This window comes from Streptomyces sioyaensis (assembly GCF_004122735.1).
Taxonomy (GTDB): domain Bacteria; phylum Actinomycetota; class Actinomycetes; order Streptomycetales; family Streptomycetaceae; genus Streptomyces; species Streptomyces sioyaensis.
On the sequence record NZ_SDIF01000003.1, the window covers coordinates 91036 to 113300 of the forward strand.

The window sequence follows — 22265 nt, forward strand, 5'->3', positions numbered from 1 at the left end:
ATATCCGACAGCTCGTGCAGCGGACCGGACCGAGTGCTTGGGCGGCTGTCAGCCGCTTTTGGTCGCCCTCCTTGGGTGGTTCGCACCCGTTTGCTGCCGAAGTCCTCGACCAGGCCGACGACCTCCAAGCCCTGGAAGTCCTCGCCCGCGCTCACCGGCGGCGCTCGGGTTTCCGGTAGATCCCGACGAACATCGGGCTCTTCTCGGTGAACGGGCTGCCTCTCCAGTCCGCATGGCATCCGACCGGTTCCAGCCCCGCTTCGGCGGTGTAGGAGCCGATCTCCTCCGGCGAGGTCAGTCTGCTCAGTTCGGTACCGATGCGGACGGTGCCGTGGTCGAACCAGATGTGCGACGCCTGCCACAGCGATGCCTCGGTGTCGAACGTCCACGAGGTGAGCAGGCCGGTGTCCGGCTCGGGGTACGGGACGAAGAAGGTCGCGGTCCGGTCGCCGTTGGCCAGCGCCAGCACGGCGGCGGCGTGATGCGTCTCGATCACGAGGTGGCCACCGGGGGCGAGACGGTCCGCCGCGTGCCGCACCGCCTGGCGCTGCTGCTCGGCGTCGAGCAGCATCGACAAGGTGCCGCACACGCTGTACACCAGCGCGTACTCGGATTCGTCCACGTACCCGCACAGGTCGGCGTGGACCGGTACGACGTGTGCCGTGCTCTGCGCCACGTCACGCCGGAGTACATCGAGCATCTCCGGGGAGGAGTCGACACCGACCACCGAGCCGATCCGCTGTGCGAGCGGGATCGCGATCCGTCCGGTGCCCACCCCGAGCTCCAGGGCGGTGCCGTCCTCCTTCACGAGAGCGGCCAGGGCCGCGGCCGTCCGGTCGGCCGACTCGTCCTTGGGAAAAACCTGGTCGTAGAAGTCCGCGAACTGGCGGCCGTAAGCGATGTTGCCGAGGGGGATCATGCGGCGCCCTCCCTTCGTTCCGTACGGTCGTACGGTCTGCCCGCGTGGCCCTTGGTTCCGCCCTCGTGGCGGTCCGCCTCCGTCAGCGGCACGAACGGGGAGACGAAGTCGTACTGCGGGTCCTCCGAATCGTCGTGGCCGCTGTAGCGAGCCACCAGGAACTGGAATCCGGTGATGCCGGGCCATTCCGCGTCGTGCTCCTTGATGTGCCGGAGTACGAAGTCGCTCAGCAGCCGGGCCGCTGGGGTGGTGGACATCTGGATGTTCTCCGGCGCCGTCCCGACCAGTTCGTGGCAGATGTCGAACACCGCCTTCTCCTGGCGCCGTCCCGGGAACCAGAAGACCTGGGACCACTTCCTCCGGTTGATCCGGGAGGCCGCCTGCCACGGTGACTCCTGGTCCGAGACCGAGAGCGTCCGGTACAGCACGTGAAAGTCGTGCTGGGCCGGGAAGGGGGCGAAGAACCTCCAGTTCGGAATGAGCAGGCCGGCCTTGTCGTACGGGCGCAGGCGGTCGAAGATCTGGTGCGGATGGTGGCTCACTACGGTGACCAGCAGCCACGCGGCCAGGGCGAACTCCACTGCCCGCCCGGCGGCGTCCCCCGAAGCCGGTCGCGCCCGCTCCTTTCCCAGCATGGGCATCAGTGCCTCGCCTTCGTGCTCGGATCCGTCGTGCTGAGATCCTTCGTGCTCAGACCGGTGACGAAATCGCTGATCAGTTCCGCGATCCGGCAGGCCGGACGCCGGTCGAGCAGCAGCGCGTCGTGGTCCGTGTCGTCGATCAGGAACTGGTCGCCGTGCGGTGCCGCGGCGACGATTTCCTGGTGGAGTTCCGCCTGGGTCGGGTCCCGTTCGTGGGTCCTGGTGGCGGCGACCAGACGCAGCGGGACACCGATCTCGGGAAGGATCCCGTCGTGATGGAGGAACTCGCCATACGTCGCCTCCCATTCCCGGGCGCCGGCCTGCCACAGCTTCCAGTCCCGGTACTGGGCCAGCGCGAGCCGCTGCAGATCCGTGGGGAGCCGGCCCAGCCATTGCGGCGGGGAGAGCAGCGCGCCCAGCCCCAGGCGCATGGACGTGGGCATGAGCGACAGGGTGGGGCCGAGGCGCCGGGCTCCCTCGGCCTGGCGATGCGACCTGAGCAGTTCGGCCGGGTGGCTGGGGTCGATGAGTACGGCGCCGGCTGCGGCCTCGCGCAGCGGCCGAAGTGCCCGCAGGGCCAGGTACCCGCCGAGGGAATGCCCGGTGAGCACCACGGGGCGCGCACCGCAGACCCCCCGGACCAGGTCCACGAGGTCGGCGACGGCCGAACCGAGGGTGAACGGTGCGGACTTACGGTATTCGCTGGGGCCGTAGCCCGCCCGGTTGTACGACAGTACGGGGTGGTCGGTGGCCAGCGCGGTCTCCAGCCAGGCCCAGTGTTCGGCCGTGGACAGCAGCGCGGTCTCGAAGACCAGCACAGGAGCGTCCGGTGCGACGGGGCGTTCCGGTTCGCTGAACCGGTAGGACAGCAGGTTTCCTGCTCCGGTCTCCAGCGTCGGCTCGTCACCGTGGCCGTGCATCACCCTGCGGTGCCGCAGGAACTGGCTCACCGTCCCCGCCGCGATCCCGGCTCCCAGCAGGCCGCCCGCGAGACGGGGCAGGGCATCGATGCGGTCGCTCACCGCCCACCTCCGGAGTGCGCTCCGCCCCCGGCGGTATAGAGCACGGCGGGGTACGTGGCCAGGAACGCCCACACGAACCGCCCCAGGCCCATCACGCGTGCATTGGCCAGATGGAACGCGCCGCTCACCGTCAATACGGCAGGCGCGTACTTTCCCTGGGCCAGGAACACCGCCGGGAAGCCGCATTCCATGGCGAGTACCAGGTGCCCCACCGCGGTGGAAATCCGCGGGTGCCTTTGGATGACGCGGTAGACCTTCTCGTCCCCGTACGTCTCGGTGCGCATGATGCCCGGCAGCGCAGCGCCGGAACGCCACACCGGGCTGGTGACCTTGACCCATCCGGATACCGCGTACGACAGCGTGGATTGCAGGGCCACGTACCACAGGCAGGCGTCCACGATCCTGGGCTGCCGCTCGCCGAGCCTGGCCACCGTCGCCACCAGCTGTACGAGAAAGGAGAGCTGGTCCGAGCCGTCGCTCCCGTAGTGATGCCGCGGATGGGTGGCGACGGAGGTCAGGGCGAGGAACCCGTTCGCCGCCGCACGGTGCCGGCGGTGCGTTCCGGGCACCAGCAGCGAGGCCGCGGCAATCGCTCTGGTCACGTGAATGACGTGGGTGCTTCTGCGGTGTGCGACAGCATCGAGAATTCTGCGCACCCGCGGCGACCCGGTGGCGAAATTGCCTCGTGCCACTGCCCAGTTGTTCAACCCTCCCTCGCGGCGGTCCCTGTCGGTCGCCAGGAGTTCGAGGCTGCTCATGAGGTGCGTCGTGGCGCTGATCTGTTCCGCGGCGGTCAGCGCCTGGTTCCGGCCGATGGCCGGGGAGGAGAACAGGCTCCTCGCAGCTGAGGAAATCTTCATCTGTTGTCTTTCCGTTTCCGTCCCCGGCCACCGGTTCAGATGACGTCCGAATTCAACGGCTCATCATGGGGTTGGTGTAACGCTGCGGACCCGGTCTCAGCCGCCGACGGCTTTGGCGAAGGCATAGGTGGCCCCGACGACGTCGGCCACCGCGGAAACCGCGCCCACAGTCGCGGCGATGGCGGGGGTGGCGAGCACCGGGGCGGACACGTCGCGGCCCGTGGTCTCGTCCGAGCGGATCGGGAGCCGGCGCAGTTCCTCGCTGGTGTTCACCTTGTGCAGCATCGTGTTCACTGTGTTCCTCCTTGAGGGTGTTGCCTGAATGCACGGCACCTCGGCCCGAGGCCGCCGGGGCGGCTGCCGTACGCCCGTGCCGTCCACCACCGTCGGGTGGTGTGAAAGAGAATCTGCCGGAGCGGCCCCGGACCGGGCACGACGGTCAGGACCGCAGTGTTAGCGGCGGCGACCGAAGCCACAGCACACCGGTCGGCCTTCGGGGACGGTGCGCCGAGGTGCATGGGTGCAGGCCCGGAGGGTGGGGCGGTGCGTGGGCCACGGGAGGCGACGCTGCGGCGTGCCGGTGATCAGAGGTCGAGCGCGGCGGCCAGTTCGGAACGCCGGGAGACGCCGGCCTTCCGGTAGACGTTGGTGAGGTGGAATTCAACTGTCCGCTTGGTGACGTGCAGTTCCCGGGCGATGTCCCGGTTGGTCTGTCCTCCGGCCGCCCTGACGGCGACCCGGCGCTCGGCCTCGGTCAGTCCGGCGCCGCCGCCGGACCGGTGCGTTCTGCGGAGGCGGCCGCCGGAGGCCCGTAGCTCGTCACGGGCGCGGGTGACGAGCGCGTCGGCTCCGCAATCCCGGGCCAGTTCCGCCGCGCGGCGCAGGGGCCCACGAGCCTCGGTCCGGCGGCCCGACCTGCGCAGCCCGGCGCCCAGTTCGGCGAGTGACCGAGCCAGCTCCAGCGGGGCCGAGGCGCCCTCCAGTACGCCGACGGACTCACGGAGCAGTTCCAGGCCCGCGGGCCCGCGGGCCACGACACCGTCGCCGCGCAGGGCGATGCCCAGCACTCTCGGCGTGCCCCACTGCCGCGCCAGCTTCGTTTCCTCGCAGGTCAGTTGGTGTGCGGTGGCGGCGTCGCCCAGCGCAGCACAGGCGAGCGCCGCCTGGGATCGCCAGGGGGCGACCGCGGGGCTGGGGGCTTGCCAGGCGGCCCAGCGGCTCCCGCACAGCAGCAGGTCGTCGAGGCCCTGCCGGAAGTCTCCCGCTGCGACCCGCAGCCGCCCCCGGCTGAACAGGAGGTCGTTGAACGGCAGCAGTTCGGGGAGGGGCCCGGCGAGGCCGCGCGCGTCGAGCTCCTCGGCGGCCCGGGAGAGTTCTCCCCGCTCGACGAGCGCGTCCAGCAAGGCGGCCAGCGCCCATACGGACAAGCCCTCTCCCGGCTTCAGGCCCAGTTCCTCGCAGTGGCCCAGGGCAGCGGGTGCATCGGCCAGGGCCCTGGGGACCCGACCGGTACGGTGGGCGACCAGGGCGCGCAGAGCGTGGGTCACCGCGAGCATCAGAGGGGAAGCCCGCCGCCGGGCCTCGTGCACCTCCCGGTCGCAGTGGCTCCACGCCGCCTCCAGCTCGTCCGCCCGTAGCAGCGCGATGATCAGGGCGGCGTTCACCATGGGCTCGTTGTCGTCGTGCAGGAGGCTCTGGTCCAGTGCGCGCCGGGCCAGGAGCACGGTGGTCTGCGCGCGGTGCCCCAGCTGGCTCTCGTGGCAGCTGAGCAGTGCGGCGAGGGCGGGCGCTGGCTGCTCGTCCGGCGCTCCCGCGGGGTGGGCTCGTTCGAGTTCCGCCAGCTCCGCGACCGCCCGGTCCACGGTCGACAGCCGCATCGCCGTGTGGGCGATCCGGCTGAGCCTGAGCCGCCGGGTCGTGGCGGGATCCCGGCTGCCGAGGCCGTCGACGGCCGAATCGAGCAGGCGTATTGCCTCGTCGTGGCAGCCGGTCAGCCACAGGGCCCGGGCCGTCTGGTACGCCGCTTCGGCGCGCGGGAGCGGGTTGTCGAGGTGTTCCAGTCCGCTGCGCAGGTACTCCACCGCGGGGTCGAATCCCACGTGGAGCTCGGCATTGCCGAGCTCCACGAGTGCGGCTCCCCGCTCGGGGTCGTCCAGCGGCTCCCGCAGCATGCGCCGCAGATGGGCGGCGGCCTCCTCCGGCGCCCCTGCGGTCAGGGCGTTGCGCGCCGCGGTGCGCAGCACGTCGCTCGCCCACGGTGCGTCGACCGCCTGGGTCCGCTGGAGGTGGAAGGCGACCTGCTCGGTCGGCGCGGCCGTCTCCCGCAGCAGATGGGCGGCGCGGGAGTGGGCGAGAGCCCGCCCGCCCTCGGTCATGTCCTGCAGCACCGCTGTCGCTAACACGGGGTGGGCGAAGACCAGGGCGTCGTGGTTCCCGTGCAGCAGGCCCATGCGGGACAGCCTGTCGACGGCGACCGCGGCTGTGGAGGCCTCCAGGTCCGCGACGGCGGCCAGGTGGTCGAGGCGGGCCGGGGCGTCGAGCACCGCCGCCGCCCTGACCAGGTCCAGACCGTGCGGGGAGGCCCGGCGCAGCCGGGCGTACAGCGGTGGGAGCAGCCGCCGGAGGTCGAGTTCCTCGATCACCGCCACCGCCTCGGCCGTCGGCTCGGTCCCGCGGTCGGCCAGCAGGGCGAGCAGCCTGCTCAGCAGGAGGGCGTTCGAGCCGGTGGCGGTCGCGCAGGCGTGCACGAACTCCGGCGCCGGGGCCGAGCGGAGAGCGGTCGCGACCAGCTCCCCGGTACTCGCCGGGTCCAGTGGGCCGACCCGGATCTCGTGGGCGCGGCTGAGCAGCTCGTCGAGCAGGGCGTCGTCGTCGCAGGGTTCGCCGTCGCAGACTCCGGCCAGTCCGGCGACCGGCAGGCCCTGGATACGGAAGGGCAACGAGCTCAGCCAGCGCAGGGACGGCACATCGACCCACTGGAGGTCGTCGACCATGACGAGCACCGGTCCGCGGTGCGCCAGGTTGATCAACAGGCGGTAGAGGCCGTGCAGTTCGGCGAAGGATGCCTGCCGACCGGGTTCGGCGTTCTCCAGGGTCTCCTTGCGCAGGATGCGCACCGCCGGGTCGGCGACGCCGTCACACAGCGCGTCCCACTCCTGCTCCGAGGCCGCGTACAGCAGCGGCTCGAACAGCTGGCGCACGACACCGAAGGGGAACGCCCGCTCGCCCGGGCTGGCGTGCGCGGACAGCACGGTGAAGCCACGCTCCCGCGCCATCGCCAGGCCCTCGTTGAGCAGCGAGGTCTTGCCCGCCCCGGCTTCCCCGTGGACGACCAGCAGACCTGAGACGCCGTCGGCCGCCGCCGCGAGATGCTGCCCTGCGCGAGCCAGCTCGTGGTCCCGGCCGAGCAATCTCGGGAGCCTGGCGACCATCAGCGCTCCTGTCGTTCTGTGCGCGGACGTGCCGACAGGATCCGAGGACCGCCCGAAGCCTGTGGCCCCGCCGGTCGCTGCGGGGCGGGGTGACCACACGGCCCCTGGTTGATCGTGCCGGCCCCAGGCACTTCCGGCCGCCCGCCGCGCACACCCTGAGCCGCGGCGCGCCGCTGGACCCGTCGCACTACAACCTCCGCCGACCACAGCGCATGACCCACCGCATCCACTCGGGCAGGGTCCGTAACCCCCGGAATCCGCGCGCAAGGATTTTCCTCAATTGCGGCAGAAGCGGCACGAGGCCCGGATGAGAGGACCCGGACATTCTGCAGAAAAGAGGAACACGGCGTCGGCCTTTCGATCAACGCGCCTTCGGTAACTTCGTGGTTCCCTCGGACACGGGGTGTGGCGAACCACAGGATTTGGCCTCGCTCGTTCGTCAGGGCGGAAGCGGAGATTCCGGCGTGCAGGGCGAGCCGGAGGAGCATGGTGCAGGAGACGCCCTTGTGGCCCCTTCCCGTGTCTTCGACCGGAGGCCAACTCTTACGCTCGACCTGGCCCTCGCCCACAGCGGGGAGAGCCAGTAACCGGTGCTGCCATCACAGGTGGTCACGACAGTGAGGGATTCATGAGCGCTTTCTCCGTGCCGTCCGAGGACTACGACGTCGCCTGCCTGCGCGACCACTGTGGCGGCCCGTCGTGGAACATCGAACCCGCGCGAACGGCGCTGCTCGCCCACGACCTTCAGCCGCACTACCTCGACGCGCTCTCCGCTCGGTCCCGTCACTTCCTCGTCACACAGGTCGAGCGTGTCCTGGCCTGGGCCGACGACAACGCGGTCCCCGTACTCGCCAGCGGCCCACGGCCGGCATCCCACCTGATCCAGCGCGGGCTCCTGGGCACATGCTGGGGGATGGGCCTGTCCCCGGCGCAGGCCGCACAGACGGCAGTAGCCAGGCTCGGCGCTCCCGACGTCACCCGCATCATCAAGCGCAGCTACAGCGCCTTCTACGCCAGCGACCTTGAGACGGAACTCCGCCGCCGGGGCCGCGACCAGCTGATCATCACCGGGGTGTACGCCAGCCACGGGATCCTGGCCACGAGCCTGGACGCCGTCGCGCGTGACATCCAGACGTTCATCCCCTTCGACGCCACCGCCGACTACACGGCCTACCGCCATACCGCAGCTCTGGACCTGATCGGCACCATGAGCGGTCGAGTCCTCGCCGTCGAAGAACTACTGCAAGCCCGTGCCACAGCGCCGGAAGGCTGAAGCCAACAGCCCCCGCCCCGGACTCGGTTGCCCGGCACGGGGGAGGCAGGAAGCTCTTCTCACGCAGCGGCTGGTCGAACTCGTCAAAGCGATCCGGCGCTCGCCCCGGGAGCAGCAGACCGATCGTGAAGCCGGCCTTGCCGACGGGTTTCGCTATACCCGTATGTGATCAGTGGGCGCGAGAAGCGTGTCCATGTGCGCCAGGTATCCCGGGACTTCGAGGAGAAAGGCATCGTGGCCGGCGGCCGAGGAGGTGTCGCGGTATTCCCTCACCGTCAATCCGGCCGCTGACAGCTGCTCGTGGAGGTGGCGGGTGGACTCCGCGCCGAAGAGCCGGTCCGAGGCGAAGCTGAAGAGGTGAACGGACGGCGCGGTGCCGGGGTCGACGGCATGGGGGCGGGCGAACGCGTCGTAAGCGTCCATGGCGGCGGTCAGGCAGAGATAGCTGTTGGCGTCGAAGCGGGCGACCAGTTTCCGTGCCTGGTGTTCGAGGTATCGCTCCACGGCGTAGGGGCCGTACGAGGGGCCGGTGCCGGTCTTGGCCGGCTGTCTGCGCCGGCCGAATTTGGTTTCCAGGGATTCGGCCGACATATACGTGAGGTGAGCGATCATCCGGGCGGTGCCGAGACCGTCGACCGGACCTGGATGACCGGGGATTTCCGCGTACCGCCCGTCGCTGAAGCCGGGGTCGGACCGTATTGCCGCGCGGCACACCGCGTTCGCCGCGAGATTGTCGGCGGTCGACCGGGCGGCGGTGGCGATGAGGGTGAAGTTCCGTGCGTCGCCGGGGTGTTGGAGCAGCCATTCCAGGGCCTGCATGCCGCCGAGCGATCCGCCGATCACCGAGTGAAGGCGGGAGATTCCGAGGTGTGCGAGGAGTTCTCGGTGTACGGCCACCATGTCGCCCACGGTGACGGCGGGGAATTCCGGGCCGTAGGGCCGGCCGTCCGGGCCCGCCGAGCAGGGGCCGGTGGTGCCGGCGCAGCCGCCGAGCACGTTGGCGCACACGACATGGAAGACGTCGGTGTCGACCGGGCGGCCGGGGCCGACCATGGTGTCCCACCAGCCCGGCAGGTCGTCCGGGGTGTGGCGGGCGGCGTGCGAGTCCCCGGTGAGGGCGTGGCAGACGAAGATGGTGTTCTCACCGGATGCGTCCGGCCGCCCGTACTCCTCGTAGGCGACCTGGACGTGCGGCAGGGTCTTCCCGGACTCCAGCACCAGGGGACGGTCCGGGGAGAACAGGCCGGCGAACTGGATGTACGGGCTGGTGGGGGCGGGGAATTCATCCACTTCTGTGCTCCGTGTTCAGCGGGCCGCCGCATGCTTTTCCGCGGCTGTTCCGAAGGCATGGAAGATCTGCCGCGACACCGGGTCGTCGGCGGCGTACCACTCGGGATGCCACTGGACGGCGAGGACGAAGGAGTCCGTTCCGGGCGCGGACACGGCTTCGATCACTCCGTCGGGTGCCGTGGCCTCGACCCGCAGGTGGGGTGCGAGACGGTCGATCGCCTGCTGGTGCAGGGAGTTGACCCGTACGGTCCCCTCGCCGCCGAGAAGCCGGCGCAGCGTTCCGTCCTCGGCCAGTTGCACGTCGTGGGCGGGCAGGTACTGCTCGTCCCGCGGCAGCGACAGGTCTTCCCGGTGGGCGGACGACGGGCCGAGATCGCGGAGCGATCCGCCCAGGGCGACGTTCAGCTCCTGCAGTCCCCGGCAGATGCCCAGGAGGGGCAGTCCGGCGTCGATCGCCGGGTGGACGGCGCGCAGGGCGAGGGTGTCGCGGTCCGGGTCGCGGGGTCCGGGGGCGGGCGGGCCGCCGTAGTGCTCGGGGGCCACATTGCTCTCGTGACCGCCGAGGACCAGCCCGTCGAACCGTCCGGCCAGGTCGTCGATGTGCCAGGCCGGGCCGGGGCCGGGTATCAGGGCGACGGCGCAGCCGGACACGTCCTCCAGGGCTTTGACGTAGGCGCTGCGGACCGCCGTGTGCGGGACTCCGTCCCATGTCTCGGTCGTGCAGGCGAGGGCGACAAGCGGTCGGGTCATGAGGCTTCGAGTGCCCTCTCCAGGTCGGTCAGCAGGTCGTCGATGTGCTCGACCCCGACGGACAGCCGGATCGACCCCTGGGTGACACCGGCCGCGAGCTGTTCGGCCTCCGGCAGCTGGGCGTGGGTCGTCGACGCGGGGTGGGTGGCCAGGGAGCGGACGTCCCCGATGTTGGTGACGTGCGAGACAAGGCGGAGGGACTCGATGAACCGGCAGCCCGCGGCCCGGCCGCCGACCAGCTCGAATTGCAGGAGCGGACCGCTGTTGCCGTCCAGGTAGCGCTCCACCAGAGCGGCTTCCTCGCCGGTGGCCAGGCTCGTGTGACGCACCGCTTCGACCTTGGGGTGGCCGGAGAGGAATTGCGCGATCCGTCGGGCGTTCTCCCCATGGGCGCGCATGCGCAGCGGCAGCGTCTCCAGTCCCTGCAGCAGAAGCCAGGCGTTGAAGGGGCTCAGGCACGGTCCGAGGTCGCGGAGCAGCGTTTCGCGTGCCTTGAGCAGATAGCCACTGCGGCCCAGCGGGCTGTTCAGGCCACTGCCGGTGCGGGTCCAGACCGCGCCGCCGTGGGCCGCGTCCGGGGTGGTCATCAGCGGGTGCCGGTCCGCGTGCCGGTGCCAGTCGAACCGGCCGGAGTCGAGGATCAGTCCGCCGAGCGTGGAGCCGTGCCCGCCGATGTATTTGGTCGCGGAGTACACGACGATGTGGGCCCCGTGGCGTATCGGCCGGCACACGTACGGGGTCATCGTGTTGTCCAGGACCAGCGGCACGCCCGCCCGCTCCGCGAGGTCGGACACCGCCTCGATCGGGAACAGGCGGAGACGGGGGTTGGGCAGCGTCTCGCCGAAGTAGCAGCGCGTCCGTTCGTCGGTGGCCGCCGCGAAGTTCTCGGGATCGGACGGGCTGACGAAACGGGTCTCGATGCCGAACCTGGCGAAGGTGTTGGCGAGCAGGTTCCAGCTGCCGCCGTAGAGCTCGTCCGAGCTGACGATGTTGTCGCCGGCCTGGCAGATGTTCAGCAGGGCCAGGGAGACGGCGGCCTGGCCGGACGCGACGGCCAGCCCGGCCGCCGCTCCGTCCACCGCCGCCATGCGTTCCTCAAGGACATCGCAGGTGGGGTTGTTGAGGCGGGTGTACGCATGGCCGTCCTGCTGGAGATCGAAGATCCCGGCCGCTGCCGCGGTGCTCGGCAGCTCGAAGGCGGACGTCTGGAAGATCGGCGTGACAACCGGCGGGGTGATCCCCGTGCGCCATTCGTATCCGCCGTGGATGGCGGCGGACTCCGGGGTGCGGAATGCCTTGCGGTCGGCAGGCAGGTCATGCGTCGGCACGGGCGGGCTCCTCGGTCGTGGTCATCGATCGGACAATGGCCGAGATCGCGCTCTGCTGGCCTTCCGGCCCGCGGTGGAAGAGACCGCCGAACTGCGCGTCGACGGCGGCGTATGCGGGGTCCTGCATACGGATCTCCCGGGCCTTGGCCAGGTTGTAGTAGGGGGTTCGCGGGTCGAGGTGGTGCTCCAGGTGATAGTGATCGTGGTGAATACCGGTCAGCAGCCGCTCCCACAGACGGCTTTTGCGGTTCCGCGTCATGTAGAGATCCACCGCGGAATCCCGGACCAGCGGAGTGTGTTCGGACAACTCGATGTACCAGCCGAGGATCTGAAAACTCGTCAGGTAGGGGATGACCCAGAAGAGCAGCAGTCCGGTGAGCCATTCGCCGTACCAGGCGAGACCCACAACGGTGGCCCAAAAGCCCCAGAAGCCCAGGCGGTCCAGCAGTTTCTTGCGGCGCTGTACCGGATTCGCGGCCGTGGACGGCTTCTCGGCACCTTTGAGCACCCGGTAGCGGTTGCGTATCAGATAGCGCAGATAGCCCCAGGTCTGTGAGCCGAGCAGCGGCATGAGCACGACCCGCCGCACATACGATCCCGTGGCGGACCGCCGATAGGCGCCCTGCTCGATGAAGAACCGGAGGTCGGGATCGAGGTCCGGGCTGCCGAGACGGGGGTGGTGCGTGTAGACGTGCGACACCTTGTAGGCGTAGTGCTGCTGGAAAATCGGATACGCGGTGAGCACGGTGCCGACGGTCATCTGTAATTTCCGGTTGGCGATACCGACACCGTGCGCGCAGTCGTGCAGCAATGTGGACAACCCCCGTTGGCGCGCTCCGATGAGAAGCGCCGCCAGCGGATAGAACCAGTACGAACCGAGGACGCACAGCAGTACGCAGCCGGCCATCCAGACGGCATCCTCGACCCAGGCGGCCAGCACATGCCAGTTGTCGGGCTTGTTCAGTTCCTTGATGCCGCTTTCCACGGCGGCCGGGAAGCGATACATGGTGTATCTGCGGCCGGTGTATGCCCAGGTCGTCTCGTCTGCGCTCATTTTTTCCTCCTCAGACCTCGCCGGAGAAGCAGTAGGCGGGCAGCGGAGGAAAGCCGTTGAAGCCGACGGACGCGTACGGGACGGTGTACGCGCCCGCTGCCAGGAAGTCGATGTGGTCACCCGGCCGCAGATCGAGGGGCAGGGTCCTGGGATTCCGCTCGTACAGCACGTCGGCGCTGTCGCAGGTGGGCCCTGCCAGGACCGCCGGACCGGAGGGGGAAGCGACGGGCGCGCCGTTCCGGCTGACGCCGAGCGGGAAGCGGATTGCCTCGTCCTCGGTCTCGGCGAGTCCTCCGAAGCGCCCCGCGTCGACGTACACCCATCGCTTCTCGACCGGCTCGCTGCGCTGGGTGACCAGGACCACTTCCGAGCGCACCATGCCCGCTTCGGCCGGCAGGAAGCGGCCCGGCTCGATGATCAGCCGCGGCGGGTCCGGGAAGTGCTGGCCGAGCGACTCGCGGATGGCTTTGCCGTACGCCTCCAGAGCCTGCACCCCGGCGTCGTATCCGGCCGGCAGGCCGCCGCCGAGATTGAGCAGCTCCAGCTCGATTCCGTCGGCGGACAACGCGGCGAACAACTCGGCGGCGATGCCGATGCCTTCGTCCCAGCTTTCGGGATTCCGCTGCTGCGAACCGACGTGGAACGTCACACCGTACGGCTGGAGTCCGAGGTCGCGGGCCCGGCGCAGCAGCGCTGTGCCGTCCTCCTGCGAGCAGCCGAATTTCCTGCTGATCGGCCACTGGGCGCCGGTGGTCACCACGGTGACCCGGCAGATCACCTGGGCGCCCGGCGCGGCCGACGCGAGCTTGTCGAGTTCCTCGGCCGAATCGAAGGCGAACAGCCGCACCCCGCGTTCATACGCGTACGCGATGTCCTTGGCCTTCTTGACGGTGTTGCCGTAGCTGATCCGCCCGGGATCCGCGCCGGCCGCCAGGCACAGGTCGATTTCTCCTGGGCTTGCCACGTCGAAGGAGCAGCCGGATGCGGCCAGCAGCTTCAGCAGGGCCGGCTCGGCGTTGGCCTTGACGGCGTAGTAGATCTCGGCCTGGGGAATGGCATCGCGCAGCCGGTCGATGTTGCCGGACACCACGTCGAGGTCGAACAGCAGGCAGGGGGTGGGCAGATTGTGCCTACGGAAGTATGCGTCATGCCGGGAATAAGCCGGCTCGGGTATATGGCGGTCCGTCATGATGTTGCCTCCTCAGGAATCGCGACTTCCGAAGCCGTCGGCTTCTCGGAATCTTTCGGGGACTCGGTGTCCGTGTCGTAGGGAAAGAGAAAAACTCCGACGAGAATCAGCGCGCCACCGATCACCTTGGGCATGGAGAGATCCTCACCGAGCCACAGCACGGCGACCACGACACCGAAGAGCGGTATCAGGTTGAGGGCCATGCCGGCCACGCCGACGGCCACGTGGGACACCGCGTAGTTGTAGGCGAGGTAGCCCAGCGCGAAACTGACCAGTCCGATGGCCATCGCGGCCACGATATGCGGCAGTTGCGCGGCGTCGGGAACCTTCTCGGAGCCGGTGCCCCATACGACGGCCATGACGGGAATCGTGAAGAGGAACCCGAATCCGAATTGATAGGCGGTGAGTTCCAGTGCCGACGCCTCCGCGGCGAGACGGCTGACCACGATCACCGACGCCGACGCGCCCAGAGCTCCCAGGAGCACCAGGGCATCACCGATGCTGCCACTGAGGGTGAAATGCGCACCGGTCAGCAGCGCGGCGCCGACGGTGGCGACGAGAACACCCGCCACGCTGCGGCGGTTGACGGCTTCCTTGATGAAGACGACGCCCATGACCAGGACCATCGCGGATTGCAGGCCGTCCAGGAGTGCGGCATCCGCCGCGCCGGTGTGCTGCAGTCCCAGATCGAGCGCGCCGTAAGCCACCACCGGCTCCAGCAGCCCGAGAAAAAGGTAGTGGCGCAGCGGTACGGTCCTGCGGGGACGCACCCGCAGCATGGCGATCCACAGCGCGGCCGCGGCGGTGCCGACCTCGATGAAAAGGGTGGTGAATGCGCCGATCCCGTCCACGGCGTATTTCGCTACGGCGGTAGCCACACCCCAGCTTCCCGCAGCGGCGATCAAGGCCCCATAAGGCCGTAAGCGATGCAATTCAACTCCAGGAACGGCTCTTGCGGTGAAGTCGGAGGGATCCGTTCGCACTTTCTCCCTGGATGCTGAAGAAAAGAGACGGAGCGGCCGCACATTTGATGGCCGGTGATCATGATCCTGGAGGTCAACTCACTTGACTGTCAAGGGGTTTGGTCCTGTCGCCGCGCCCCTCGAAGAGCTGCCCTTTGGGCGTCTCAGGCTGCATCTGTCACGATTTACGAATGCCCCGACGGTAAAGACCCGACAAAGCTTGGCCGGGGTGCCACGGAATCCGTACGGCCGCCTTTCCCGGGAAATTCCGATGCCGTGCTTGTTCCGCCGTCACCGCGACAGCGTGGAACTTCGAAATCAGTGGAGATCGGGGCTTGCGCGGCCGGTGCGTCCACTGTCGTGGCGGGCCGCCTCGGCATTTCGAAGCCGGAGCCGAATCCGGCGCGGTGAATCCCGTGCGCGGCGGCCTTGGCGGAGGGGGCGGCACCGCGCCACCCCGGGCGAGGCGGGTCTCTCGGTTCGGTTCGATGTGCCCGCGGAACCGGCATCGGGCATGGTGCGCGATGCCGGTTCCGCAGGTGGGATCCTTCACCAGGACGTGGTGCGGCGCCGGGCTACGGTGCCCAGATGTCGTAGATCGGGACGGCGTTCTTGTCGTTCGAGGTCATCGGCGTCAGACCGAGCGCGTCCTCGACCGTCCGGGTCACGTTGTAGTGGTTGTAGTAGGTGTTCGACGTCGACCCGCCCGCCTTCAACAGGCCTGGGGACCCGACGAGGATCGTGGGAATGGGGTTGGCGGGCGTCCAGTACCTGTCCTCGTCCCAGGTGATGACCAGTAGCGACTTCTCCTTCGTGAACGCGGTGGAGTTGAGGAGCTTCGGCAGGTTGTTCTTCATCCAGTTGTCGCCGGCGGTCACGCACGTCGAGAGGGTGCCGCAGTTGTTGTGCATCGTGTTGTCGCTGTTGGGCACGAACCACACGTAGTTGGGCATTTTCGTGGTGGTGCTCGCGAGGTCCGTCCAGAAGTCCGAGATCGGCTTCAGGTGGTTCTGGCAGTACGTGGTGTCGTTCCCCACGCCCTTGAAGTAGAGGAACGGCAGGTCGTCGGGGTCGTACGGGGACTTGGCGGTGAGGTCGCAGCTGCTGTTCGTGCCCTCGATGTAGCCCTTCCACGTCTTGCCCGCGTCCTCGGCGATCGAGCCCAGGTGCTTCGTGTTGATGCCCCCGACGCTGCTCAGCGAGGAGAAGTTGTTGCCCTGGATGCCCAGCTGGCCGGAGGCCAGTGCGACGTAGTTGGGGTCGCTCGGGTGCATCAGGCCGTGTGAGTTGGTGAGGGAGATGTTGTTGCAGGCGAGCTGGGAGAGGTAGGGGGCGGGCGCCGTATTGGGAGAGGCACAGTTGGGCTTGTTGTTGCTCGTGCCGAAGATGTCGGTGGGTGCCTTGTTCTCCATCATGACCATGAAGACGTGGTCGAGGGCCGGAACCTTGCCCGCCGCCGCGGGGGGCGAACCGACGTAGAAGTGCACCGGCACGCTGTACAGATCGCCGAGTTTGGGGTCGGTGGCGAGGTCGGTGTTGTATCCGTCCTTGTACAGGTAGTAGGCCACGTACCCCCCGTCCGCCAGGCCGCTCGTCGGCAGGGTCACCGTCCCTGAGGCGTTGGGTGCGTAGGCCCACTTGACGTGGTGCGCGCTGTCGACGGGGTCGGTGTCGCGGTAGATGCCGATCCAGTTGTTCGCGAGTCCCCACTGGTCCGGCACGCTGTACGTGGCCGTGATGGTGTCCCCGGCCGTGTAACTGGACTTGTCGAGGCTCAGGGTGGGCCCCACCCAGAAGTGGCGGACGGCCAGTTGGGTGTAGCCACCGTTCTGGAAGAGGTAGGCCACATACTCCCCTGGAACCAGGGTGGTGCCGGCCGCCCGGTTGCTGTCCCCCTCGGACTTGCCCGGGGCACCGCTGACGGCGAAGGTCAGCGTCCCTGAGGCACTCTGGGCATCGGCCCACTTGACCGAGCTGACCGATCCGGGCGTGTCACCCGCCTTGTAGATGCCCACCCAGTTGTTGTTGTTCGCTGTGGTGGTGTAGGAGACATTGATCGTCGTCCCTTGCATGTACGTCGTCTTGTCAAGGGCGAGCGTGTCCGCAGTGGCCGAGGCGGGTGCCGCGTTGAACGCGATGAGCAGCGCTATGGGCGTGAGCAACCAACACAGAAGTCTGAACCGTGTGCGTCTTCGGGAGCCAACCATGTCTCCACTCCTCATGATGGGGGCGCGTGCATGACAATTGGGTGCGGCCCCAGGGTGGTTGGCTCACCGGGGGGCCTGTGGGGATGCCGCCGGCCCGTGAGGAGTCACGTCGCGCGTCCGTCACCGGCGTGCGGCGGTAGTGAGGTGGGGGATGGGGTGCGGGGGCGTCGAGGTGGATCACGCCCCTGTGACGCCCCCACCACAACGCCACTGTCGACCTGGCTGTCACACGCCACTGTCGACCTGGCTATCGGTCGGCCGCACCCTACTGCCGGGCGTCAGGTTGTTTCAATGGATGCGACGGAAATCGTATGGCGCAACGCCCTTCACGGTGCTATGTGCTCTTTTACCGCGCGACGGCAGCCGCCCCGAGAACGGGGCGCGTCCGCTGCATGGCGGCCACACGTCAGGTCGGACAGCGCCCGGTCACCGGGCGGATCGAGGCTGCTCAGGACCGGCTGTGCGGCAGGATCCGCCGGCGCGCCGCACGCGTCGGGAACCGGCGGTCCGTTGACTCCAGGGGCTCGACACAGCAGTTCCCGCACGTCACTCTGATTGCCTCACGGACGGCTCTCGCCAGGAGGTGGTGCCGTTGTACCTCGCCGACAGCCGGAGTACTCCGCCCTCGCCCACCCCCGCCGTCCTTGGACGGCGGTCCGCCGTGCCCGGCACCGTGCTGGCGCTCGGCACCGTCAGCCTGGTCACCGATGTGTCGTCGGAGATGGTCACCGCCGTCATGCCGCTGTACCTGGTGGTCGGGCTCGGCCTGTCCCCGCTCGGCTTCGGCTTCCTGGACGGGATCTACAACGGGGTCGGCGCGCTGGTGCGGCTGCTCGGCGGATACCTCGGTGACCGGGGCGGAAACCGTCACAAGGCCGTGGCTGCCGCGGGATACGGGCTGTCCGCCCTGTGCAAGCCGCTGCTCCTGCTCGCCCACACGGGGCCGCTCATCGGTGCCGTGCTGGCGGTCGACCGTACCGGTAAGGGGCTGCGCACCGCTCCCCGGGACGCCATGATCTCCCTGGCCACCGAGCCGGCACAGCGGGGCCGGGCCTTCGGCGTGCACCGGGCCATGGACACCACCGGGGCGCTGCTCGGACCCCTGGCCGCTTTCGCCGTGCTGCGCCTGGCGGTTGACGGCTACGACGCCGTGTTCGCGGTGAGCGGGTGCATCGCCGCGCTGGGTGTGCTGATCCTGCTGCTCTTCGTGCCCGGGCACCGGCGGACGGTGCCCGGTGCTCCCCGACCGTCCGGGTCCGCGCGCGGACGGCGGGCCACGTGGCAGTTGCTGAGATTGCGTGGACTGCGGCGCCTGACCGTCTGCGCGGCGCTGCTGGGCCTGACCACGATCAGCGACTCCTTCCTGTACTTGCTGATCCAGCGCCGACTCGGTCTTCCCGCGCATCTCCTCCCGTTGCTCCCACTGGGCACTGCCGCGGCGTTTCTGGTGCTCGCCGTGCCACTGGGCATGGCCGCCGACCGGATCGGCCGACGCCGTCTCTTCGCCATGGGCCATCTCCTGCTGCTCGTCGGGTACGGACTGCTGCTGGTGCCGCTCTCCGACGGGTGGACGGGGGTCCTGCCGGTGCTCGTGTTGCAGGGGGCGTTCTATGCCGCCACCGATGGGGTGCTGGCCGCGGCCGCGGCCGACACCCTCCCCCCGGCCCAGCGCGGCGCGGGACTCGCCCTGGTCGGTACGGGCCAGGCGCTGGCCCGCTTCACCGGCTCACTCGCCTTCGGCGCCTTCTGGTCCGCCTGGGGCACCGGCATCGCACTGGCCGCCGCCACGGGTGGGCTCGCTGTCTGCACAGCGGCCGCGATGGTCGTACTGCGCCTCACCGACAGCCAAGTGACGACGGAGCGCGCCTCGTGATGCCGTTGTCCAGCCGCTCCGTCCTCACCCGCATCGGACACCTCCGGGAGGGCCGGCACTGCGAAGGGTCGACTCGGTTCCCGCAGAAAGGCAGGGCCTGATGACCGGCAAGGGCCGCCTTCTCCTTCTCCTCGGCGCCGTTCTCGTGTTGGGTTCGGTCGCCGCCTTCGCGGTGCACCATGCCGTCGAACGGGCCGGCGGCCGCGGTCGTCCGCAGCCACCGGCAGCCGCCGACGGCCGGGTATGGCTGGCCGCGCCCGCGGGCGCGGGGCGGCGCATGATCTTCCGTAATACGGCCGGCGGCCCACACCGCGACGAACTCGCCTCGGTGCCGACCGACCGGCCGGAGGCACAGCGCGCCACGTCGAAGCTGACGTGCCTGCGCTTCTCGGCCGCGGGCGGCACCGGGATCTGCCTGCAGAGCGCGCCAGGGCCGCTGCGGGCAAGCTACCGAGCGGTGGTCGTCGACGAGCGGCTGAACGAGCGGCGCAGCTACCCCCTGCCAGGGGTTCCCAGCCGGGCCCGGGTCTCGCCGTCAGGGCGCCTGGTCGCATGGACGGTCTTCGTCAGTGGGGACTCCTACGGCGCCACGGCCTTCTCCACGCGCACCTCCATCCTGGACACCCGCACGTGGAAGCTCCAGGACAACCTGGAGGAGTACGACCTGAAGGTGGACGGCAGTTGGTACCGGTCCCTCGATGTGAACGTCTGGGGCGTGACCTTCGCCGACGACGGCCACTTCTACGCCACGGTGTCCACCCGCGGGCAGACCTACCTGGCGAAGGGCGACATCGCGGCGCACTCGCTGACCACTGTGCACAGCAATGTCGAATGCCCCTCGCTCTCCCCGGACGGCACCCGGATCGCCTACAAGAAGCGGGTGCCCGGCCTGCCGGCCGACTCGCCCTGGCGGCTGTACGTGCTGGATCTGCGGACCATGAGGGAGACGGCAACGGCCGAACACCGCACCGTGGACGATCAGGCGGTCTGGGCGACGGACACCACCCTCGTTTATGCCCTACCCGGGAAGTCCGGCACGGACCTGTGGACCGTGCCTGCCCAAGGCAGCGGGACACCACAACGGCTGGCGAGCGCGGCGTCGACCCCGGCTTTCATCGGTTGACCGCCGGAATCCTGTCGTTGCGGCCTCGCCGAGGCCGCCGGCTGTGCGGGGTGTGGGCGGGGCCCTGACGCGGCGCGGGACGGGTCTGTGCCCGTCCCGCGCGCGCAGTGGTACGTCAACGTCAGCGGATCTCGTCCGGCTTGACCACGAGCCAGTTCTTGTCGGCCGTCACCGGCTGGCCGAGTTCCTCCTGCCGGGCCGCGTTGGCCTTCTGCATGTCCTGGATCTGCGTGAAGTACTTGTCCTTGCGGTTGACCCAGACCCGAGTGCCGTCGTGCTCCACGTCGGTGGAGTGGAAGAGCATCGGGCCGTCGCTCACCGGGGTGTCGCCCGCGACCAGGACGGGCTTGCGCCACTGGTCGATGTACGTGTTGATGGCGGCGGGCTTGCCCTCGTACCAGGTCAGCGGGGCCCACAGGGCCGGGGTCAGCTTGTCGTTCGCCAGCTTGCGCGGGTCGTAGCGGCCCTCGGCGATCTCCTTGCGGGCGGTGGTGAGGTTCCCGGTGGCCGGGTCCTTGAGCAGCATGGAGACGCCGATGACGTTCTGCGGCTTGACGTCGTAGCCGTACTTGGGGTCGGACAGCATGTCCCGGACCAGCTCCTCGCCGGCGGCGCTGACGACGTAGACCTCGATGCCGTGGTCCTGGAGGGCGTGGTACAGCTCCTGCATGCCGCGGTAGAACTGCGGCGGTTGTACCTGGGTCCTGGTCAGCCGGTCACCGTCGTAGTACTCGGCCGGGACGGGCTTGCCGTATGCGAGCAGGCCGTCGACGTAGCCCTTGAGCTGCTTCAGCGTGAAGCCGGAGAAGATCTGGGCGACCCAGGGGTAGCAGACCTGGTCGTCGATCTCGCAGAGCCGGTTGTAGTAGCTGTAGAGGCTTTCCTTGTGGTCCGAGGTGTCCTTGAAAGGGATGAGCTTCAAGGAGCGGTCCATCGTCGAGCGCTTGAGCTTCCCCGTCATCTCCAGGTAGGGGAGCAGGGACTCCTCCAGGTCGTACCGGTAGGTGGTGTTGTCGGCGTCGAAGACCGCGTACGCGCCCTGGTGGGCATGCTCTTCGATGACCTTGCCGAGCTTCTCGGCGACCGGAGCGGGCCAGTGCTTCAGCCGGGCCGCCGCGGCCTGCCCGTCCGTGCCCGCGGCCGTCGCTTCCTGGCGCGGCCACAGCCCGACGGCGCTCGCGATCAGCAGCGCTGCCAGCGCGCTCACCACAGCCAGCAGGCTCAGCCGTCTTCGCCCACGTCGTGTCATCTGGCCCCTCCTCAAGGAGAGTGGAACGTCCGCCCATCGCTCCGCCGCCTCGGAGTGAGGCGGGACGCTAACGAGGCTCGGTTACCACGTCAAGTGGGGGAGATCACGGCTCACGGCTCTTGCATTTCGCAACAGGGATCGACAGGGGAGTTCGACTCTTGGTCCGGAGGAATGCGGGTCGAGGTGTCGCCGACGGCAGGCCACCGGGCGCGGCGAGGGGGCAGTGGTCTGCCGCCTCATCGAGAACGCCGGCCCGGCGTCGGCACCGGGCAGTTCCTGATGCTACGTCAGGAATGCTGCGGGGTACCTCACTTCAGCAACGCGGAGGGTACTGGTACTGCTTCAGCATCTACCTGCCCGGCACCTGGCAGAACGACCCAGACGTGTGTCCCTCCGGTCACCGGTCAGATTCGCCGCCGCAGGTCCCCCCGCCGACGGGCCCTGCCGGGGGTGCGCAGTTCGAACCAGACGGTCTTCCCCGCGGCGGTGTGCCGTGCGCCCCAGCGGGTCGAGAGCTGGTCGACCAGGTGCAGCCCCCGGCCGTGGTCCTCGTCGGCGCGGGCGGGTGGACGGTCGGCGGGCGGAGCGGCGGGGCAGCCGTCGGCGACGTCGCAGCGCAGCGTCCGGTCAACGGGGGAGTGGGACATCCGCAGTTGGAGGGGGCCCCAGGCGTGCTGGACCGCGTTGGTGACCAGTTCGCTCACCAGGAGCTCGGCGATCTCGACATGCTCGGCCAGCCCCCATCGGGCCAGCTCGGTCCGGATGATCCGCCGGGCCTGCGGCACGGCGCGTACATGCGATTCGAGCCGCTGCGAGACCACTTTGCCGCGTGCCCTCCTCAGGTACCGGGCCAGCTGAGCGACCCGCGCGGCGACGGTCGCCGCCTGCCGCCCCAGCAGTCGGCACAGCGGGAGCAGTACGCCCTCACGTACGGCGACACAGCGGGTGCGAAGGGCGGTCATCATGACGAGGCGGTCCGGCGGAGCGGAGTCCGCCGCAGTGGGAGGCCGGAGCGGCAGGGGTGAGGGCTGCCGTTCGGGAGCACTGGCGTGCGGCCCGGACCGGGGGGAGACGTACGGAGCCAGGTCGGTGCC

The 22265-nt window shown here is 69.3% G+C and carries 18 protein-coding genes; 3 read left to right on the plus strand and 15 right to left on the minus strand.

Going from position 1 to position 22265, the window contains the following annotated elements:
- Positions 1-151 precede the first annotated feature (151 nt).
- From EST54_RS01910 to EST54_RS01930, 6 genes are all read right to left on the minus strand, one after another.
- Positions 152-919: a class I SAM-dependent methyltransferase gene (locus EST54_RS01910; protein WP_129244284.1), complete on the minus strand. Its 768-nt coding sequence runs from the start codon at positions 917-919 to the stop codon at positions 152-154.
- Positions 916-1560 (minus strand): hypothetical protein, encoded by a 645-nt coding sequence (locus tag EST54_RS01915; protein WP_129244286.1) that lies wholly within the window; start codon positions 1558-1560, stop codon positions 916-918. The genes EST54_RS01910 and EST54_RS01915 overlap by 4 nt, the downstream gene beginning before the upstream one ends.
- Positions 1560-2582 carry an alpha/beta fold hydrolase gene (locus EST54_RS01920; protein ID WP_161989239.1) on the minus strand — a complete coding sequence of 341 codons (1023 nt, stop codon included), beginning with the start codon at positions 2580-2582 and terminating at the stop codon, positions 1560-1562. The genes EST54_RS01915 and EST54_RS01920 overlap by 1 nt, the downstream gene beginning before the upstream one ends.
- Positions 2579-3442 carry a hypothetical protein gene (locus EST54_RS34230; RefSeq protein WP_161989240.1) on the minus strand — a complete coding sequence of 288 codons (864 nt, stop codon included), beginning with the start codon at positions 3440-3442 and terminating at the stop codon, positions 2579-2581. Before EST54_RS34230 ends, EST54_RS01920 begins: the two co-directional genes overlap by 4 nt.
- 96 nt (positions 3443-3538) lie before the next feature.
- Entirely contained in the window at positions 3539-3736 is a 198-nt protein-coding gene (locus EST54_RS01925) for a hypothetical protein (protein WP_129244290.1), read from the minus strand.
- 290 nt (positions 3737-4026) lie between these two features.
- A complete protein-coding gene (locus EST54_RS01930) occupies positions 4027-6873 on the minus strand; it encodes a helix-turn-helix transcriptional regulator (protein ID WP_129244292.1) in 2847 nt (948 codons plus the stop codon).
- Between the two features lie 628 nt (positions 6874-7501).
- Here EST54_RS01930 and EST54_RS01935 point away from each other — a divergent pair.
- Complete coding sequence (locus EST54_RS01935; protein ID WP_129244294.1) at positions 7502-8146, plus strand: isochorismatase family protein; 645 nt, start codon at positions 7502-7504, stop codon at positions 8144-8146.
- Positions 8147-8299: 153 nt separating this feature from the next.
- Here the strand turns inward: EST54_RS01935 and metX are convergent, their stop codons facing one another.
- The 7 genes from metX to EST54_RS01970 form a co-directional block, all read right to left on the minus strand.
- Positions 8300-9436 carry a homoserine O-acetyltransferase MetX gene (gene metX / locus EST54_RS01940; RefSeq protein WP_203525399.1) on the minus strand — a complete coding sequence of 379 codons (1137 nt, stop codon included), beginning with the start codon at positions 9434-9436 and terminating at the stop codon, positions 8300-8302.
- A 15-nt stretch (positions 9437-9451) separates the two neighbouring features.
- On the minus strand, positions 9452-10186 hold the full coding sequence (locus EST54_RS01945; protein ID WP_129244296.1) for a gamma-glutamyl-gamma-aminobutyrate hydrolase family protein: 735 nt from the start codon (positions 10184-10186) through the stop codon (positions 9452-9454).
- Positions 10183-11514, minus strand: a complete 1332-nt coding sequence (locus EST54_RS01950) for an O-acetylhomoserine aminocarboxypropyltransferase/cysteine synthase family protein (RefSeq protein ID WP_129244298.1) — start codon at positions 11512-11514, stop codon at positions 10183-10185. The genes EST54_RS01945 and EST54_RS01950 overlap by 4 nt, the downstream gene beginning before the upstream one ends.
- A complete protein-coding gene (locus tag EST54_RS01955; protein ID WP_129244300.1) occupies positions 11501-12568 on the minus strand; it encodes a fatty acid desaturase in 1068 nt (355 codons plus the stop codon). Before EST54_RS01955 ends, EST54_RS01950 begins: the two co-directional genes overlap by 14 nt.
- Positions 12569-12578: 10 nt before the next feature.
- Positions 12579-13757, minus strand: a complete 1179-nt coding sequence (locus EST54_RS01960; RefSeq protein WP_129244301.1) for a type III PLP-dependent enzyme — start codon at positions 13755-13757, stop codon at positions 12579-12581.
- A complete protein-coding gene (locus EST54_RS01965; RefSeq protein WP_161989241.1) occupies positions 13754-14662 on the minus strand; it encodes a DMT family transporter in 909 nt (302 codons plus the stop codon). Before EST54_RS01965 ends, EST54_RS01960 begins: the two co-directional genes overlap by 4 nt.
- A 632-nt stretch (positions 14663-15294) precedes the next feature.
- The gene (locus tag EST54_RS01970; protein WP_161989242.1) at positions 15295-16881 is read right to left on the minus strand and encodes an alkaline phosphatase family protein; all 1587 of its coding nucleotides are present in this window, start codon (positions 16879-16881) and stop codon (positions 15295-15297) included.
- 637 nt (positions 16882-17518) lie between these two features.
- On the opposite strand from EST54_RS01970, the gene EST54_RS01975 reads away from it, so the two are divergent.
- Together EST54_RS01975 and EST54_RS01980 are read left to right on the plus strand one after the other, a co-directional pair.
- A complete protein-coding gene (locus EST54_RS01975; RefSeq protein ID WP_129244379.1) occupies positions 17519-18799 on the plus strand; it encodes an MFS transporter in 1281 nt (426 codons plus the stop codon).
- A 100-nt stretch (positions 18800-18899) separates the two neighbouring features.
- A complete protein-coding gene (locus EST54_RS01980; protein ID WP_129244307.1) occupies positions 18900-19922 on the plus strand; it encodes a TolB family protein in 1023 nt (340 codons plus the stop codon).
- A 121-nt stretch (positions 19923-20043) separates the two neighbouring features.
- Here EST54_RS01980 and EST54_RS01985 read toward each other — a convergent pair whose 3' ends face one another.
- Together EST54_RS01985 and EST54_RS01990 are read right to left on the minus strand one after the other, a co-directional pair.
- Positions 20044-21171, minus strand: coding sequence for an HAD family hydrolase (locus tag EST54_RS01985; RefSeq protein ID WP_129244309.1), 1128 nt, complete (start codon positions 21169-21171; stop codon positions 20044-20046).
- A gap of 404 nt (positions 21172-21575) precedes the next feature.
- On the minus strand, positions 21576-22136 hold the full coding sequence (locus EST54_RS01990; RefSeq protein ID WP_161989243.1) for an ATP-binding protein: 561 nt from the start codon (positions 22134-22136) through the stop codon (positions 21576-21578).
- Positions 22137-22265: the final 129 nt, after the last annotated feature.